This is a genomic window from Armatimonadota bacterium, assembly GCA_017303935.1.
Lineage (GTDB): Bacteria > Armatimonadota > Fimbriimonadia > Fimbriimonadales > Fimbriimonadaceae > JAFLBD01.
Map to the genome: position 1 here is coordinate 408,507 of JAFLBD010000001.1, position 17,679 is coordinate 426,185.

Sequence of the window (17,679 nt, forward strand, 5' to 3'; positions counted from 1 at the left end):
AAATACGCACGGAAGAGAAGATGAAAGTTGCAAGATATTTTACAAAGGAAGGCACCGGCCCATACGAGGGGATTGTATTTGAGGCCCGGTCCAGTGAGATTCGAAATCCAGACGGTTCAACCGTTTTTTCGATGAAGGACGTCATGGTTCCGAAGCAGTGGAGCCAGGTCGCCACGGATATTCTTGCCCAAAAGTACTTCCGAAAGGCTGGATTGCTGGACACTGACAACGGCGAGAAGCACCTGAGCCAATTTGGTGACGACCAAGCCGACCACGAAACCGACAGCCGCCAAGTATTCCATCGACTCGCCGGATGCTGGATGCATTGGGGTCAGAAGTTCGGCTACTTTGACGCTGAATCCGACGCTCAAGCGTTCTATGACGAGCTCGTGCGCATGCTCGCATTGCAAATCGCCGCGCCAAACAGTCCGCAGTGGTTCAACACTGGCTTGCACTACGCTTACGGCATCACAGGTACGGCGCAAGGGCACCATTACGTCGATCCAGAGACGAATAAGCTAGCCAAGAGCAAGAACGCCTACGAGCGGCCACAGCCTCACGCTTGCTTCATCTTGAGCGTCAAGGACGACTTGGTGAACGAGGGCGGGATCATGGACCTATGGACCCGTGAAGCACGAATCTTTAAGTACGGCAGCGGTGTGGGGACCAATTTCAGCCGACTCCGCGCCGAAAATGAGCGATTGAGCGGGGGCGGCAAGTCCAGCGGACTCATGAGCTTCTTGCGCGTAGGAGATCGAAGCGCTGGCGCGATCAAGAGTGGTGGCACCACCCGCCGAGCTGCAAAAATGGTCTGCCTCGATATCGATCATCCAGACATCGAAACCTTCATCAACTGGAAGGTGAAAGAAGAGCAGAAGGTTGCCGCGCTCGTGACCGGCTCAATTCTAAATCAGCGGCATCTCAATGAGATCATTCGATGCTGCTGGGCGGGCACACGAACCGACGATCAAATGTCGCGAAATGTGCCGAACACCGATCCTCGCACCAATCCAGAATTGCGAAAGGCGATCGCAGAAGCAAAGCTCGACGAGATCAGCCCGAACTACATTCAACGGGCCATTCAACTCGCGGGTAACGGCGCGACATCACTCGACTTCAAATCATTCGACACCGGCTACGAAAGCGAAGCCTACATGACCGTCAGCGGTCAGAACAGCAACAACTCGGTGCGGCTCAGTAACGAGTTCTTGGAGGCGGTCGAAAAGAATGGCGAGTGGAGTCTGATTGGACGAACAACGGGCAAACCAATTCGCACACTAGAAGCACGAGAATTGTGGGATCAAGTCTGCGAAGCCGCTTGGCAAAGCGCAGATCCAGGAACTCAATACGACACGACCATCAACGAATGGCACACCTGCCCGGAAAGCGGCCGCATCAACGCGAGCAATCCATGCAGCGAGTACATGTTCCTCGACGACACCGCTTGCAACCTCGCCAGCATCAACTTGGTCAGCTTGTTCGACCAGAAAACCGGCCAATTCGACATTAAAGGTTACGAGCATGCGATTCGGCTATGGACTATGGTGCTCGAAATCAGCGTGCTGATGGCGCAGTTCCCAAGCAAAGAGATCGCGCAACTCAGCTACGACTTCCGAACCCTTGGATTGGGCTATGCGAACCTTGGCGCGCTCTTGATGCAGATGGCGATTCCTTATGACAGCTCACAAGGATTTGCGATTGCAGGCGCGCTAACAGCGATTATGGGTGGCGAGAGCTACGCCACCAGCGCTGAATTGGCGCGTGAGCTCGGCACCTTCCCCGGTTACGCCAAGAACAAGGCGCACATGCTCCGCGTCATGCGCAACCACCGACGAGCGGCGTACAACGCACCAGATAGCGACTACGAAAAGCTCAGCATCAAGCCGGTTGGGATCGATCCAGACGAGTGTCCAACCGATCTTTTGAAGGCGGCAAGGGAAGCTTGGGACCGCGCTGTTGAACTCGGCGAAGCGCACGGCTACCGAAACGCGCAGGTTACTGTGTTGGCGCCGACTGGCACCATCGGGCTGATCATGGACTGCGACACGACGGGCGTTGAGCCAGATTTCGCCTTGGTTAAGTTCAAGAAACTGGCCGGCGGCGGATATTTCAAGATCGTCAATCAATCGGTTCCGGTGGCATTGAAGAAGCTCGGCTACAGCAATGAGCAGATCGAGGACGTCGTTGCATACTGCGTTGGTCGAGGCACATTGAAGGGGGCGCCAGGCGTCAATCATGAAAGCCTGGCTGCTAAAGGTTTCACGCCAGAAATTCTGGAGAAGATCGAAAAGAGCCTTGACGGCGCGTTTGAGATCCAATTCGCGTTCAATAAATGGACTTTGGGCGAGGATTTCTGCAAGCAGTACCTCGGTTTTACCGACGCACAGCTGAACGATTGGTCGTTCAACATGCTGGAATCACTCGGATTCAGCAAGGCCGAAATCGCAGAAGCGAACGACTATGTCTGCGGAACGATGACCATCGAAGGCGCGCCGCATCTCAACTTCGAGCACTATCCGATCTTTGATTGCGCGAACAAGTGCGGCAAGAAAGGTCAGCGCTACATCCACTACATGGGCCACATCCGAATGATGGCGGCGGCGCAACCGTTCCTCAGCGGCGCGATCAGCAAGACGATCAACCTTCCATCCGACGCGACCGTGCAAGATATCGAAACCGCGTACATGCAAAGCTGGAAGCTTGGCATCAAAGCCAACGCGCTGTATCGAGATGGCAGCAAACTCAGCCAACCGCTGAACGCAAGCACCGATGATGCAGCCGCGGCGATCCTTGATGCAACACTAGATGACACCCACGAAGAATTCAGCCACCTTTCGCAGGCAGAACGGGTGGAACGAGTGGCAACCAAGCTGGTTTATCGTTATCTGGCCAAGCGGCGAATGATGCCAACGCGCCGAAAGGGATACACCCAAAAGGCGCGCATCGGCGGGCACAAGGTTTATGTCCGAACCGGCGAGTACAACGATGGAACGCTCGGCGAAATCTTCATCGATATGCACCGAGAAGGCGCCGCATACCGGTCGTTGATGAACTGTTTCGCGATCGCTGTGTCGCTCGGTTTGCAATATGGCGTGCCGCTCGAAGAGTTTGTCGAGGCGTTTGTGTTCACTCGGTTTGAACCGAACGGTCCTGTCACCGGGCACGACAATATCAAGATGTCCACGTCGGTGATCGACTACATCTTCCGCGAATTGGCGTTCAGCTATCTTGGTCGCAATGATTTGGTGCAGGTTAAACCAGAAGATCTGCGGTCCGATACCACCGGATCGCCGTCTCAGCTGCCCGATTTTGACGACGAAGAAGAAGGCGACGAGATCGAAGGCATGGTTCCGGGCGCAACTCGGGACGATAACGAGGCGCGAGGGTACAACCGGTCGCAGAACAGCCTGTTCGGAGACTCAGAACCTGCGCCGATCGTGCAAAGCAAGCAAGAATCGATCGCGCCAGCAAAAGCAGCGAAGGTTGTTGTGGCAGGGCCGATGGTTCGCACATTGAGCGAGCAACAGCGTGAGGCAAAGCTCAAGGGATACGAAGGAGATCCGTGTTCGGATTGCGGCGCGTTCACGCTCGTTCGCAACGGCGTCTGCCTCAAATGCAACACTTGCGGCAGTACTAGCGGTTGCAGCTAAGAATCAAATGACAAAACAGGCACGGCGAGTGATCGCCGTGCCTGTTTCTTTTTACAACTCAGAAAGAAACGATTACTTGCGGCGCCTTCGCAGCAACAATCCCGCCAATCCGACGCCAAATCCGAGATAAACGCCCGGTTCTGGAGCGATCATCACCGCAATGTCGCGCGGCTGCTGCAATATCCCGGTTCCGTAGGTACCTAACGTCCCGCCAACGCCAAGCGAACGGCGATACAACGCGCCGCTCGTATTCCCAAAATTGCGCCCAGAGGCGTAATAGGTGTTGCCGTGAGCAAAAGCAAGGCCCTTAATCACGCTCGCTTCGTCAACAGTATTCCAAGGCATAGTGGAACCACTTGCGTACCCGCTGTGCGCGTAATGTACGCGGTTGTTTCCGCCGTCCGCCACTCCAAAATAGGTGCCATTCGCCATCATTTGGCCGTATCCACCATTGGTCGTCGTCAAATAAGTGTTGATCACGGTCGCTGTGCCGCCCCAACTGGTCGTCGAATAAGAACGAACGCGCGATCCAGTAATATCTGCGGCCATCAAATTACCTTGGTACTTGGTGATGCCACCATAAACCGATGACGCAGGCATGAACATGCCGTTGTAGTACCCATCGAAGTTTGGAATAAAGCCGCCGAACCAGTTTAACGAGCTGGTAAATGTCCCCAAATTTTGTCCGGGCGCATACTCCGTCAAGTGCGTAATGTTGTAAACCCCAATCGCGTTGACCAAAGTGCCACTCCAGAGGTCAAATTGGAAGAAACCGTTTGCGGCGCCCACAAATAGCCGGTTATTGACCTTATCAATCTGGATGGACTGTGGATCAACCAGCGCGCCGTTGCCGATTGTGCCCAAATAGACCCCAGAATCGCCATCAAAGCGGTGGATGCTATCCGTGCCAACGTCTGCGACGAAAATCAAATCAAAAGTAGCGTGCGCTTGGCCAATAATCCCCAAGCTCATCCCAACGAGTAGCGTTCTCTTCATGCTTTTTTCCTTTTCTTAAACAAAATACCCAAGATTCCTAACCCGATAGCGGCGAATTGTGCAGGCTCTGGAGCGGCGATTACGGCGACATCGCGAGGTTGTTGCAAAATCCCCGAGCCATAAGTGCCAAAGGTGCCGGGATATCCAGAGTTTCTGCGAACTAATAAGCCTGAAGTGTTTGCTGCATTCCTGCCCGAAGCATAATAAAATCCATTATGCGCAAATGCCGCACCCGATACCGAAACAAGTTCGGTAATTGGATTGAATCCCATAGTAGTGCCATCAGCCCACGCGACGGACGCCGTGTGAAGTCGATTGTTAACTCCGTCTGCCACGATGATTTGTCCGTTAGAATTAACTGAAAGCTGGCCCGTAATTCCTGTTGAAAACATATTATATGATTTGTTCAGGGTTGCGTTGCCGCCAAATCCGCCATAGTTATAGGTTCGAAGCCTCCCGTTTGTCGCATCCACGGCTAACAAAAAGTTGCCATACATTCCTATTCCGCCATATAGCGAAGTTGCCGGCATATTTTGTCCAATATATGCACCATCAAAACCGAGATACATCCCAGCGAAGAAGTTTTGACTTGTGGAATAAGACCACATCATCTTATTCTCTGCTACATACATTGCATGGTGAGCATTTCCGGTAGATGTCATGTTCAACAAGTTGCCATTCCAAAGATTCATTTGGAAGACACCATTTCCTGCGGTAACCGTGATGCGATTGTTCGCTTGATCAATCGCCATGCTCATTGGATCGATCAAGAATCCCGCGCCAAACGAACCTAAATACACACCTGTATCGCCATCAAACCGGTGGATGGAGTCTGTTCCAGTGTCGGCGACGAAGACCAGATCAAAGCTCGCGAAGGCCGAAGTGCCCAAGCCAAAAACAGCAGCAATAGTCAGTAACCTTTTCATATATAACTCGATTATTTCTTAACAGATCTGCGTCGGCGCAAAGCCAAACCGGCCAAACCAAGACCAAACGCAACATAAGCACCAGGTTCCGGAGCGGCGATCACAGCGATGTCGCGTGGATTTTGCAAAATCCCGTTTCCAAAAGTTCCAATAACGCTCGAACCACCCAAAGCGCGACGAGTGAGCAATCCACTCGTGTTAGCAGCATTGCGTCCTGCCGCATAATACACAGAATTGTGGCCGAAACCAACACCGTAGACCGTCGAAAACTCTCCTAAAGACTGAGATATCAAAGTCGAACCGTAAGAAGTCGAAAAAGTGGCGTAGTTGATTTGATTTCCTAAGCCAGAGGCGAGAACAAATCCACCGAAACCGGCCGCAATCTGACCTGTCATTCCGGCTGCCGTTGCATTGTATGTGCCTAGTGTGGCGGTTGGATTATTAAACGTGTTGGCTAGCAAGGAATAGACAACACCCGTCGTCGAGTTAAGCGCTAAAAGATTTGTACTACTCCGCATCGTAATTGCGCCCCACTGCGAACTTGATGGCACTGTCGTGCTCGAACCATAACCGTTAACAGGTTCCGTAAGGCTTCCCAGCCAACTATAATTGCCGTTCCAAGAAGTTAAGTACTTGCCGGCAGAATATTGGGTCATGTGGTTGGAAACCGTAATGGTGGAATACCCCATCATTGTGCCCGTCCATAGGTCATAAGTAAAAATGCCATTAACAGCACCTACAATCAAGCGATTATTGGTTTGATCTACGACCAATGTATTCGGATCCGTAAGAGCACCCGCGCCCATCGAGCCCAGATATACGCCGCTGTCGGCATCAAATCGATGGATGCTATCCGTTCCCACATCCGCCACAAAAACAAGATCGAAGCTCGCCAAAGCCGCACTCGGCAGCACGCAAGCGGCACAAGCCAACGCAAAAAATCTCATACACCCCTAGTATAAGCCAGTTTTGCTGGATTTGAGAGCCAAATTTTCAGGTTCTCGGTAAGTGCCCCGAGATGCCGCAAAATTCGCCGCTCGCTGATCAAGTGCAAGTTCGCGGGAACCTGGTGAAATGGCCGAAAACGCATTTTGAAAAAAGAAAATATTCAGTGAAATCGCTCCATTACGATATGAAATCGGAGCAATACAACGTTGTATTAGCGCGTTTTCATATGAAATTGCCGGAAAAACACATGAAATCGCCGCGATTCGATATGAATTCGCCGCGGTTTCACATTGAATAAAGAAAAATTTGAGTGAAAACGGAGCATTTTGATATCAAATCGGAGCGATTTTACATCGTATTGGAGCGATTTCATATAAAAATGGAGCGATTTGATATAAAACCAGAGCGATTTCAATTCGTATCGCAGACTCTACTATAAGTAACGGACAGTGTTTATATGGAATCGCCGCGATACCGAATGAAATGCCTCCAATCCGCAGAATGTCGGCTCTGCATCTGGCACGCGTCGGGCGTCGATTTCGCTAGTTTCCGAAAATTCCTGGCGGTTCGCCCTAAAGTACAAGAATAGCCGACCGAAGATATTCATAGCACCCGCAGGATTGTGCGGTGAACAGAGTAAAAGATTCATGTCAAACTTTACACTTCCAACAGCTGAAGGCAACCTGATCGCCTTCTTCAACAACTTTTCGACCGCGATGGATGCCTACAGCGCCGCGCTCGGCTTTGATGCCGGCGATGAGGCCGCCTGCAAGGACGCTTACGACGATTTCTTGGCGGATTTCAATGCTGCTGAAACAGCAAAGGCCGCTTATCGTGGTGCGGTGAGCACTAAATCGAAGCAACGCAAAACCAGCAGCGACATCGTTCGCGACTACGCCCAGCAGATCAAAAATAACCCTGCAGCGACGCCAGAAATTCTGACCGCGTTCGGCATTTCGACCACTCCTGCGGGAAGCGGACCAGTGGTGACGCCAACCAACTTTACGCCGAATCCGAGCGCAAATGGCATTTGCAAACTCACCTGGAACAAGGCGGGCAATGCGGCTGGAACGACCTATGTGATCGAGTACAGCGCGAACGGATCGAGCTGGAATTTCCTCGGAACCACTACCGCGGCCAAGTTCACCGACACGAACGCGACCGCTGGTGTGGCACGGTACTACCGAATTCGCGCGGCGCGATCGGGCAACAACAGCCCTTGGTCGTCCACCATCGCGATTTATCTGGGCGGATCTTCGCTCAGCCTCGCAGCTTAATACTTGACATTCACCACTTGGCCCCCGCTCGTTTGTTTCTTCGGAGCGGGGGTCCTTTTTATCTGTTTTACTAGTTAAAGTTGTACAGATTCGCGCACTGTGCCCGCGCGCTCGTGCTTGACGACCAGATCATACGTGCCCGAACCGGCGAGAATCCACTCGAAAACCGCGATATCCGAGGTTTCGTCGAGCTGCCAGCCCCATCCGCCCTTGCTGACGTGGCTCCATCCCGAAAGTTGGCCCGCTTCTTCGCGAAGTTTGCCGCTAATTAGCCAACTTGGAGCCGGAGAACCTGCACTTTTGTGCGTGTCGCCTTGCTTACTGATCTCGGCGACCACACCGCGGCAGAGCTTGGCCGATTTGGCGTGGGCGCTGACGTTGGTGGGCAGATATCCGGTGTTGGCGACCGCCAATCGCACCTTGTGGGTGCCGTCGCCGAGGGGAATGATCTCCAGCGCGCGCTTTTCGAGCTTCGGCGACGCGGCAAGCTGGTAGATCGCGAAGTCACCGAGCGGCGCAATCTCTTTTTCCAGGAATTTCAGCGGCGGATTTCGGAACGATGCCATCGCATCCCAGCCTCCAATTTCGACTTCACCAAGCTGCGGATGGTCGAATTTGTACCAGTCGATGTATCCTTTTCCGTCCAATTCCTTGTCAGACCACTCGAGCATTTTGATGTCGTGCTCGAACGGGTGCTCGCGGAACCACTCGATATATTTATAGTCGGTGATGCCCGCTTGGCGCGGCGGCGCCCAGATTTCGCAGGTCCACGCAAACACGCCGCGATGCTCGTACATCCAATCGTCGAACACCCCGGTGATGACTTCCTTTGGATGATATCGAAACTCGTGGTAATTGCTGATGGCAGGATATCCGGTAAGTTGTTGACAGGTTTCTCCAAATTCTTTATACAACCAAAGATCTTCGGCGGGGATGTCTTCGTCTGGCTTTCGGCTCGGCGGCCGGAGAAAAACGCCGGAATAAGTGTGGAATGTGATCGCGCCGGTGATGTTTGGCCGGTCGGTGATGGTTTGCACCGCCGCCCTGATCTCAGGCTCGCTCGTAGGGTAGGGTCCAGCGCCATATTGCTCGGCTTCGGGCCGCCATCCTGAAGGGAAATTCCGGTTGAAATCGAGACCTTGTGGCTTGTGGTGCCAGCGAAGCGTGATCCCATCGAAGTTGTGCAGCAGACCTTCGGGAAGCACGCGATAATAGGTGCCGCCTTCCTCTCCTGGCTTCCTTTTTTCCATCAATCGCGGGTGAGTTTCGCTGATTTTCCATGGTCCGTTCGGGTCTTTGATGCGCATATTCAAGATCCGCCCATCGCCATCGATGTCTTGCTTATCGAGCCCGGCGATATCCTCTTCGTCGTACGGATAGGGCCTTGTGCCGCTGCGGACAATGCGCGGAATATCTTCGAGCGCCCATTCTGCTCCGTCCGGATTGAGCCTGGGGACGAGGTAAAACGCCCTGGAATCCAGCAACCTGGTGATCTTTTCGTCCGTACCGTATTGCGTGACGAGCTTGTTGAGGAGGTGGAGCACGGCGGTGCTTGCGCTAACTTCGCTGGCGTGGATGTTTCCATCGCACCAGAACGCGGGCTTGTCTTCTGCGGGCCCAGTTTGCAAGTTTGTCGCTGTAATCATCCAAATATCTTTGCCTTCATGGCTCTTTCCGATGGATTGGAGCTGGAGCAGATTGGGATATTCGGCGGCAAAATCGTGGAGGAGCTGCGAAAGCTCTTGGTGCTTGTAGTACCTGTTAAAGGCGATTTGCGGCATGATAGAATTCTACCGATGGATGTTGTGGGGAAGTTGCGGGAAAGGGTGAATTCCTTTGGGTAAGACGACGACTGTGTTTTTGATTCAGGGAATTTTCTTCGCTGGATTGATATTGTTTGGCGTGATCGCTGTGATCATGCGTAATCGCAAGAATCAAGCGATAAAGGAACAAGCAATCGCGCAAGGATTTACTTGGTTTGGCTCTGGTACTGAGCCTGGATGCAGCAATCTTGGTGGAGACGCGGGCAATTCGTTTGGATACGCGATCGGTAACGATTTAATGACCAAATATCTTGGGATGGTTCCGTTCGGGTTGGGTAGCTCACGGATCATTAGCTCTTTGTGCGCTAAGCGCGGTAAGTATGGCGTCTGCTATTGCTTTACGTATCAATACAGTACGGGTAGTGGCAAGAATCGCACGACGCATTATTACTCGCTCCTTTTGTACGAAGGTCCGTACTATTTCCCGCAGCTTTGCATAAGACCTCAAACTTCTATGGAATCCTTGGTGCAAAACCTCGGCTTTCGTGATATTCAACTGGAATCTGCCGAGTTTAACAACAGATGGCATATTTCCTGCGCGGATGAGAAGTTTGCCTACGCCTTTATCGACCCGCAGATGATGGAGTTCATTGATGATTTGCGCGTTGGCAACTTCGCGACGTTCGGACCTGGGATGTTCTTCATCGCGAACGGTACGGAAGCCATGACCCAGCATTTACCAATCATGGAAAGTTTGATCGAACACATTCCTGGCTTTGTGGCGAAGGACCATTCTATTGCAAAACCTCAACGACCTTTGGGTGGGGTGAATATTTGATATGGCACCTTTCTTTGGAGATAATATCGGGGGCTTGCTTGTTTTCGGCTTTTGCTTCTTGGTCTGTCCTATCATTTACTATATTGCAACGTACAACCGGTTAATTCGACTGAAGAATCACGTTACTGAGAGTTGGTCGAATGTTGATGTTGTTTTGCGCCGGCGATATGATCTGATTCCAAATCTTGTCGAAACTGTTAAGGCGTATGCTGCTCACGAAGCCAAGTTGTTTGCCGATATCGCCGCGCTGCGTGAAGCGGCGATGCGATCTGTGACTAGTGGAGTGGTAAAGGCTAGAGCAGAGACAGCGATGGTAAATGAAGTTAACAAATTGCTTGTTCGAATTGAAGCGTATCCTGATCTGAAGTCAAGCGCGAACTTTCTACAGCTTCAAAACGAATTAGTAGAAACTGAAGATCGTATTGCTGCGGCGCGAAGATTTTATAATTCGAACGTCAGAGAATACAATGCGGCGATCGCGTCTTTTCCTTCTTCGATCATCGCCAATGCGGGCGGACACGTCGAAGAAGAGTATTTTGAGGTGGATGACATCCGGGTGAGGAATCCGATTCAAGTTCAAATCTGAACCGGAATTCGCTTCACGAGTCGGCCATAATCACAGTGATGAACTCCCGTCCGAGTTGGGATGCCTATTTTATGCAGATCGCGCATTTGGTCAAGACGAGGGCCACTTGCCCGCGACGCCAGGTTGGTGCGGTGATTGTGCGGGAAAAGAGGATTCTTTCGACCGGATACAATGGCGCACCGCGCGGACTTTCTCATTGTCCCGAAGGCGGACCCGTGAACGATTGGCCGACCGGATGTATGCGCGCCGGGCACTGCATTCGCAGCCTTCATGCGGAGCAAAATGCATTGCTTCAAGCTGCAATGATCGGAATTCCTTGTGAAGGGTCGACCATGTATGTGACTTGTCAGCCGTGCAACATGTGCGCCAAGATGGTCATCAATGCGGGAATAGAGCGGGTGATTTATGAAGGCGATTACCCTGACGAATTCTCCCTGGAACTGTTTCGGGAATCCGAATTGGAAGTATTACGATACACCGAGGGCGGCCTGGAGGTCGTCTTTAAACCGTGAGTTTTGATTGGTTGGCCCAAGTTGTTGAGCAGAGCAAGCCGCTGGCTGGGTACCGCTACCCGCTTCTTTGCTTTGGTGTGGCCCTTTTGGCCAGTTGGGTATTGACGCCATTAGTTCGAAAGCTTGCCATCGAGAAAGGCGCGGTAGATGATCCAAAGCGCGATGATCGCCGTATTCACAAAGAGCCGTTGCCGCGTTGGGGCGGATTAGCAATCTATGCCGGCCTCGTGATCGCGTTGCTTGTCATCTTGCCATTCGCCTATCCATACAAGCCATTTCCAGCCTATCTTTTGGGAGTGCTGGTCGTCGGGGGGATCTTGGTGGTCGCGGGCGCGCTCGATGACCTTTACCAATACTCGGCCAAAGTCCAACTGTTGTTGCTGTTGGGAGCAGGCGTTGCGGTTCAGTTCGCCTTCGACGGCGTCGGGCGAATCCAGATCAATTCGCTTGGAATCCCATTGGTGGACAACCAATTCATTTCGCTTAAGGAGCAATGGATTGCCATTCCGCTGACCGCGATCTATATTTTCGTGATCACGAAAACGATGGACACGATCGATGGCGTGGATGGATTAGCCGCAGGGATCGCGACGATCTCTGCGAGCACGCTATGCGTCATCGGAACCTACGGCGGACAGCCGCGGGTGGCGTTGATCGCCGCTGCTGTGGCAGGAGCCGCCCTGGGATTCCTGCGCCACAACTACAATCCCGCAAAGATTATCATGGGCACCGGTGGAGCCTATATTTTAGGGTTTACACTGTCTTGCCTCAGCATCGTCGGCGCGATGAAAACCGCCGCTGCGGTCGCTTTGATCATCCCAATCCTCGTGTTCGGCGTGCCTGTGTTCGACGCATTTTTCGTGATGACACGCCGCGCCATCGCCGGGGTTCCGCTCACTCAGGCCGACAAACGACACGTCCATCATCAGCTTCTCAGCAGAGGATTGAACCAGCGGCAAACGGTTTGGGTGCTCTACTCTGTGGCGGCCGTGCTTTGTGCTGCCTTGTTGATTCTGGTTGTCAAACGCTAATAAATCATGAGTATCCCTAAGGTCGCTTTTATCTGCGGAACACGCCCCGACGCCATCAAGACCGCGCCAGTTGTCGTGGAGATGCGCAAGTCTTCTGCGATCGAGTCACTCCTGTTTTCGACGGGGCAGCACAGAGAAATGCTCGCGCAGGCACTCGATGCGTTTGGCTTGAAGCCAGACGAAGATCTTCAGATCATGGCGCATGGACAGTCGCTGGCACAGGTGACCACCCGAGCGCTTGAAGGGCTAGACCAAATGCTCGAACGCTATAAGCCGGTCATGGTTGTAGCGCAAGGAGACACCACCACCACGTTTGTGGCGAGCTTGGCGGCGTTCTATCGGCAGATTCCTTTCGCCCACATCGAGGCGGGGCTGCGAACAGATTCTATCGACAATCCTTTCCCGGAAGAGTTCAATCGTCGAGGGACCGCCCTGATCACGAAACTGCATTTTGCGCCGACTAAGATGGCGGCGGATAATCTTCGAGCAGAGCGCGTCCCAGAAAATCAGATTTTTGTCACCGGCAACACTGGAATCGATGCGCTCCTGACTGTGGCTACCCACAGCAAGATGGATTTCGTCGGGGATCATCGCGGGCGGACTGTTTTGTTGACGACCCATCGGCGCGAGAATTGGGGTGAACCGCAAGCTGAAATCGCTCGTGCATGCTTGCGCCTCGCGAACGAATTTCAGGACACCTTGTGGATCGTGCCGATGCACAAAAATCCAAAGGTGAGGGAAGTGCTTCAGCCGATTTTGGGTGGTCATCCTCGAATTAGATTGATCGAACCGCCGGACTACATGGACTTTGTGCGCCTCGTGCAACAAGCGACGCTAATTCTCACCGATAGCGGCGGCGTACAGGAAGAAGCGCCTTCATTTGGCAAGCCGGTCTTAGTGCTCCGCGATACTACCGAGCGTCCCGAAGGGGTGAGTGCTGGCGTCGCGAAGCTGATCGGTACCAAAGAAGACGTTGTTTTTGGCGCCGCATCTGAGTTGCTGAATTCCGATTCGAAATTTGCCCAGATGGCCAACGCCCAGAGCCCATATGGGGACGGCCGGGCATCTGCACGAATTCGATATCAACTCTTGAAATATTTCGGAATGGATTCCGAAGCAGAAACTGAATGGACATTCTAAAAGCAATCGTATACGGAGCTCTTCAAGGGCTCACCGAGTTCTTGCCAATCTCGAGCAGCGCGCATATTCGGATCGCACCCGCACTACTGGGTTGGCCCGATCCGGGTGCGGCATTCACCGCGAACATCCAACTCGGTACGATCTTGGCGGTACTGATCTACTTCCGATCTGATTTGGCCGCAGCGATCAAAGGTTGGATCGCTGGGCTAACCGATAAATCCAAGCGTGACACGCCCGAATATCGCCAAGGTTGGGGCATCTTTTACGGTTCGATTCCGATTGTAGTGCTCGGTTTCCTGCTCAAAGACATCATCGAAAACCAACTCCGATCACTCTACGTTGTGGCAGCGATGCTGATCATCATGGCGATTGTGCTCTGGGTGGCAGACAAATCTGCGGCAAAGGGAAGAGAACTGGATTCCGCGACCATCGCCGACGGTGTGATCATTGGACTGTTTCAAGCGCTGGCACTTGCACCCGGTGCGAGTCGTTCTGGAAGCACGATCTCCGGCGCACTGTTTAGAGGTTTCTCGCGCGAAGCGGCCGCACGGTTCTCCTTTATGCTGAGTGTCCCAAGCATCGTTCTGGCGGCGCTTTATACGGCATTTTCGCACCGACACGAGTTCAGTGGAATGCTTGTTCCGCTCCTTGTCGCTAATCTGGTTTCGTTCGTGGTTGGCTACGGTTGCATCGCTTTTCTAATGCAGTTCTTAAAGACAAAGTCCAACTCGGTGTTTGTGGCCTACCGTATCGTTCTTGGTGTTGCCATTATCGCCTTGATGCAGAGCGGAATCATTAAGAACTAACCCAAAAGAAGAACAAGAAACCCCGCGGCAAATTGCCGCGGGGTTTCTATTTGATCGAGCTTGCCTAGATTACCAGGTAGCCGATGTTTCGCCGAAGTTAGCAACCACGATGTCAAAGTCGGAAGAACCAACTTCGAGGTCGAAGTCAACGTCAGCTGGATCGATTGGATCGACATCGAACAGGTAGCTGTTGCCAAAGTTAGCAACCACTGTGTCGAAGTCAGTCGAACCGACTTCATCGTCGCCATCTACGTCGCCGTTAACCAAGTTATAGACAACTGTCGTGTCGCCGCCAGTCGTCGAGACCTCTGCAACTGTCTGAAGGAACGGAGCCGCAGGTGCAAATACCGTCTTCAAGCTAGCGTTACCCGTCGTGAACGGCATGGTAATGGTTTCGCTGAATGACGTTTGGTAGGTATTTGGATTGGCATCGTAGTCTTGCAACATCGTACCGAAGTATCGACCAGCAAGTGCATCCGTGATTGGCACTCCGAGCGGATTGGTTGGGGTGTATCCAGGTGCGAACCAGCCCATTCGGTAGTAGTTATCCAAGATGTTGTAGTTGGTTTCGCTGTATGGCGCGCCACCTTGACCAACGACATCTTCCCAGTTGAGGGTGAAGGTCACCTTTCGTGCAGGAAGAGCAGAAGTTCCATAGAGGGTGTAAGCCAGGTTGAACCGTTGGTTCGCGCTGTTTGCAAAGCTCCAGCTGAGCAACTGACCAGGCAAGGTCGTTGTGGTCCAAGCTGCAGTTGGGTAGTTGGTGTTTCGAACCAAGTTTGGCATGCTGTTCGCATACGTTTCGCCAACTGCACCGCAGAACCATGCAATTCGGGCTTGTTCCAAGGTCAAGGAGTCGCCGTCATCGATGCTTCGGCTTGGCCAGATCGAAATCCAGTAGTCGCCTGCAGGCAGAGTGAAAGGAGTAAATCCGTTCAACGTGTAAAGGTAGGCATCTTCGCCACCATAGAACGATCGTCGTGGATCGTCAACGTTGCTGTTGGACAAGCAGCTGACTTCGAGGATGTTCGGAGTTGCGTCCGCATCCAAAGTAACTTCGTTTGCCACTACCGGTGCGCCAAATGCAGTTCGAGTCCAGACTCGTACCGAAATTTGATCCCATGCAGTGTTGATACCAGCAGCTGCAGGAGTGAACGCGTCAAAAGTGATCTTGCTGATGGTTGCGCCACCGGCACCGATCGAGAATGGTTGGACGTACTGTCGCAGTGGAATACCCGCTGAAGTCAAGTTTCCAGAAGTGAGACCGAGGTTGGTGTTTGCAGCAGCGCCTGCACCTGTCCCGTCAGCGTCAAAGGAAACTGTCCAGTTGACACCATTGTCCCAAACGACATCTTCGGCGAATGCGATGGCATTTGCGCCGACCAAAGTTGCTAAGAGTAAAGCTCGTTTCATTGTGTACACTCCAAAATTAGAGAAAGAGATCTCCCGGAGTAGGTTGATCCTACACCGGCTCCCTATAGAATAATCCGAGTTCTTCAAAAATGTATGGATTTTTGAGAAAATAATCAGAAAATCTTTTCTAGGTAAATGGACTCAGCTTCAAATTTCGTGCCACGCGGGAAAAGTCTGGCAATTGTGCTGGGCTCAAAAAAGAGAATGGAGGCGGAAAATCCCGCCTCCATTCCTATCTGTCCAAAGTTGGATTACTTGAACTTCGCGTAGTTGGTCTCAAATAGGCCCTTGAGGTGATTGGCCTTTTCGTCGTACGCAGCCTTATCCGCCCAAGCTTCTCGTGGGTTGAGAATCGATGTCGGCACATCTCCGCAAGACTGCGGGACTTCAAGTCCAAACACTGGGTCAACTGTGAAGGTTGCATTGTTCAAGCTACCGTTCAGAGCCGCTGAGAGCAGTGCACGAGTGTGTTTGAGGCTCATTCGCGAACCGACGCCAGGGCCACCGCCAGTCCAGCCGGTGTTCACGAGCCAGACCATTGCGCCATGCTTCTGCATTTTCTCGGCGAGTAGCGTAGCGTACTTGCTTGGGTGCAGCGGCAAAAACGGCGCGCCAAAGCAAGTGCTGAAGGTTGTTTGAGGTTCAGTGACGCCTGCTTCTGTGCCAGCAACCTTCGCGGTGTAGCCGTTAAGGAAGTGGAACATCGCCTGCTCTGGTGTGAGCCGGCTGATAGGAGGCAAAACGCCAAAGGCGTCGCAAGTCAAGAAGAAGATGTTTTGCGGGTGACCGCCGACGCTCGGAATCGCTGCGCCATCGATAAAATCGATCGGGTACGCGCACCGAGTGTTCTCGGTCAACGAACCGTCGTCGTAGTTTGGCACTCGCTTGTCGTCCATGACGACGTTTTCGAGGACTGATCCGTACTTGATGGCGTTCCAAATTTCGGGTTCTCCCTCTTTGCTCAAGCGGATGCACTTCGCGTAGCAGCCCCCTTCAAAGTTGAATACACCGGTGTCGGTCCAGCCGTGCTCGTCGTCACCGATCAAACTGCGCTCTGGATCAGCAGAGAGAGTGGTCTTGCCCGTTCCGCTGAGGCCAAAGAACAGCGCGACATCTCCCGATTTTCCGATGTTGGACGAGCAGTGCATGCTCATCACGCCCTTGAGTGGCAACAGGTAATTCAGGATCGTAAAGACCGACTTCTTCATTTCGCCGGCGTACATCGTGCCCATGATAATCACCTCTTTGGTGGCGAAGTTGAGCGCGATGACAGCGTCGCGGGATTCACCAGACACTTCGCGATCGTAGGTCTCTCGGCAGAGATTGATGATAGTCCATTCTGGCGAGAAGTTCGACAGTTCGCTGGCGGTCGGCCGGATCAACAAAGTCTTGATAAACTGCGCGTGGTAGGCGTTTTCTGTGATCACCCGGACGTTAATTCGATGTGCTGGGTCGGCTCCACCGTAGGCATCAACCACATAGATTCGCTCCTTTGTGGCGAGTGCTTGATTAGCCTTCGCGCGGAGAGCATTGAATTCTTCTGGCTCCATTCCGGTGTTGTTGTCCCACCAGATATTGCCTTCACTGCTAGGATCGCGAACAGTTCGCTTATCCTTCGGAGTTCGACCGGTGTACTTGCCCGTGTAGGCAACAAGTGCGCCATCAGCTGACAGAATTCCTTCGCCGTGCTTGATAGCATGCTCGATCAGCTCAGGAGTGGTGAGATTACGGAAAATGTTCTTGGCGGCTTCCACATTGAAGCCCGTTTCGTTAGACGTCGTCGCTGCCATGGT

14 protein-coding genes are annotated in these 17,679 nt (G+C 52.7%); 8 read left to right on the forward strand and 6 right to left on the reverse strand.

The window, feature by feature from the left end; genetic code table 11:
* Positions 1-20 precede the first annotated feature (20 nt).
* On the forward strand, positions 21-3,650 hold the full coding sequence (locus J0L72_01900; protein MBN8689526.1) for a vitamin B12-dependent ribonucleotide reductase: 3,630 nt from the start codon (positions 21-23) through the stop codon (positions 3,648-3,650).
* A gap of 72 nt (positions 3,651-3,722) precedes the next feature.
* Here the strand turns inward: J0L72_01900 and J0L72_01905 are convergent, their stop codons facing one another.
* From J0L72_01905 to J0L72_01915, 3 genes are read right to left on the reverse strand one after another with little or no spacing between them, the layout of a single operon-like run.
* Complete coding sequence (locus J0L72_01905; GenBank protein ID MBN8689527.1) at positions 3,723-4,646, reverse strand: PEP-CTERM sorting domain-containing protein; 924 nt, start codon at positions 4,644-4,646, stop codon at positions 3,723-3,725.
* The gene (locus J0L72_01910; protein MBN8689528.1) at positions 4,643-5,572 is read right to left on the reverse strand and encodes a PEP-CTERM sorting domain-containing protein; all 930 of its coding nucleotides are present in this window, start codon (positions 5,570-5,572) and stop codon (positions 4,643-4,645) included. Before J0L72_01910 ends, J0L72_01905 begins: the two co-directional genes overlap by 4 nt.
* A gap of 11 nt (positions 5,573-5,583) precedes the next feature.
* Positions 5,584-6,519 (reverse strand): PEP-CTERM sorting domain-containing protein, encoded by a 936-nt coding sequence (locus J0L72_01915; protein MBN8689529.1) that lies wholly within the window; start codon positions 6,517-6,519, stop codon positions 5,584-5,586.
* Positions 6,520-7,167: 648 nt separating this feature from the next.
* On the opposite strand from J0L72_01915, the gene J0L72_01920 reads away from it, so the two are divergent.
* On the forward strand, positions 7,168-7,797 hold the full coding sequence (locus J0L72_01920) for a fibronectin type III domain-containing protein (protein MBN8689530.1): 630 nt from the start codon (positions 7,168-7,170) through the stop codon (positions 7,795-7,797).
* 74 nt (positions 7,798-7,871) lie between these two features.
* Here J0L72_01920 and J0L72_01925 read toward each other — a convergent pair whose 3' ends face one another.
* Positions 7,872-9,578, reverse strand: a complete 1,707-nt coding sequence (locus tag J0L72_01925) for a carboxypeptidase (protein ID MBN8689531.1) — start codon at positions 9,576-9,578, stop codon at positions 7,872-7,874.
* 55 nt (positions 9,579-9,633) lie between these two features.
* On the opposite strand from J0L72_01925, the gene J0L72_01930 reads away from it, so the two are divergent.
* From J0L72_01930 to J0L72_01955, 6 genes are read left to right on the forward strand one after another with little or no spacing between them, the layout of a single operon-like run.
* The gene (locus tag J0L72_01930; GenBank protein ID MBN8689532.1) at positions 9,634-10,398 is read left to right on the forward strand and encodes a hypothetical protein; all 765 of its coding nucleotides are present in this window, start codon (positions 9,634-9,636) and stop codon (positions 10,396-10,398) included.
* A gap of 1 nt (position 10,399) precedes the next feature.
* Positions 10,400-10,984: a LemA family protein gene (locus J0L72_01935; GenBank protein MBN8689533.1), complete on the forward strand. Its 585-nt coding sequence runs from the start codon at positions 10,400-10,402 to the stop codon at positions 10,982-10,984.
* A gap of 38 nt (positions 10,985-11,022) precedes the next feature.
* Positions 11,023-11,496 carry a dCMP deaminase family protein gene (locus J0L72_01940; protein ID MBN8689534.1) on the forward strand — a complete coding sequence of 158 codons (474 nt, stop codon included), beginning with the start codon at positions 11,023-11,025 and terminating at the stop codon, positions 11,494-11,496.
* Positions 11,493-12,527, forward strand: coding sequence for an undecaprenyl/decaprenyl-phosphate alpha-N-acetylglucosaminyl 1-phosphate transferase (locus J0L72_01945; GenBank protein ID MBN8689535.1), 1,035 nt, complete (start codon positions 11,493-11,495; stop codon positions 12,525-12,527). Before J0L72_01940 ends, J0L72_01945 begins: the two co-directional genes overlap by 4 nt.
* 12 nt (positions 12,528-12,539) lie before the next feature.
* The gene (gene wecB / locus J0L72_01950) at positions 12,540-13,667 is read left to right on the forward strand and encodes a UDP-N-acetylglucosamine 2-epimerase (non-hydrolyzing) (GenBank protein ID MBN8689536.1); all 1,128 of its coding nucleotides are present in this window, start codon (positions 12,540-12,542) and stop codon (positions 13,665-13,667) included.
* Positions 13,655-14,473: an undecaprenyl-diphosphate phosphatase gene (locus tag J0L72_01955; GenBank protein ID MBN8689537.1), complete on the forward strand. Its 819-nt coding sequence runs from the start codon at positions 13,655-13,657 to the stop codon at positions 14,471-14,473. The genes wecB and J0L72_01955 overlap by 13 nt, the downstream gene beginning before the upstream one ends.
* A 69-nt stretch (positions 14,474-14,542) precedes the next feature.
* Here the strand turns inward: J0L72_01955 and J0L72_01960 are convergent, their stop codons facing one another.
* Positions 14,543-15,886, reverse strand: coding sequence for a hypothetical protein (locus J0L72_01960; GenBank protein ID MBN8689538.1), 1,344 nt, complete (start codon positions 15,884-15,886; stop codon positions 14,543-14,545).
* A gap of 251 nt (positions 15,887-16,137) precedes the next feature.
* Positions 16,138-17,676, reverse strand: coding sequence for a phosphoenolpyruvate carboxykinase (ATP) (gene pckA / locus J0L72_01965; protein MBN8689539.1), 1,539 nt, complete (start codon positions 17,674-17,676; stop codon positions 16,138-16,140).
* Positions 17,677-17,679: the final 3 nt, after the last annotated feature.

What these genes read in the sequence shown, in the direction of transcription:
- J0L72_01920 (MBN8689530.1), top strand. Translation starts at nt 7,168, where the DNA reads ATGTCAAACTTTACACTTCCAACAGCTGAAGGCAACCTGATCGCCTTC.
- J0L72_01905 (MBN8689527.1), bottom strand. Translation starts at nt 4,646, where the DNA reads ATGAAGAGAACGCTACTCGTTGGGATGAGCTTGGGGATTATTGGCCAA.
- J0L72_01915 (MBN8689529.1), bottom strand. Translation starts at nt 6,519, where the DNA reads ATGAGATTTTTTGCGTTGGCTTGTGCCGCTTGCGTGCTGCCGAGTGCG.
- J0L72_01910 (MBN8689528.1), bottom strand. Translation starts at nt 5,572, where the DNA reads ATGAAAAGGTTACTGACTATTGCTGCTGTTTTTGGCTTGGGCACTTCG.
- J0L72_01940 (MBN8689534.1), top strand. Translation starts at nt 11,023, where the DNA reads ATGAACTCCCGTCCGAGTTGGGATGCCTATTTTATGCAGATCGCGCAT.
- J0L72_01900 (MBN8689526.1), top strand. Translation starts at nt 21, where the DNA reads ATGAAAGTTGCAAGATATTTTACAAAGGAAGGCACCGGCCCATACGAG.
- J0L72_01935 (MBN8689533.1), top strand. Translation starts at nt 10,400, where the DNA reads ATGGCACCTTTCTTTGGAGATAATATCGGGGGCTTGCTTGTTTTCGGC.
- J0L72_01960 (MBN8689538.1), bottom strand. Translation starts at nt 15,886, where the DNA reads ATGAAACGAGCTTTACTCTTAGCAACTTTGGTCGGCGCAAATGCCATC.
- pckA (MBN8689539.1), bottom strand. Translation starts at nt 17,676, where the DNA reads ATGGCAGCGACGACGTCTAACGAAACGGGCTTCAATGTGGAAGCCGCC.
- J0L72_01925 (MBN8689531.1), bottom strand. Translation starts at nt 9,578, where the DNA reads ATGCCGCAAATCGCCTTTAACAGGTACTACAAGCACCAAGAGCTTTCG.
- J0L72_01955 (MBN8689537.1), top strand. Translation starts at nt 13,655, where the DNA reads ATGGACATTCTAAAAGCAATCGTATACGGAGCTCTTCAAGGGCTCACC.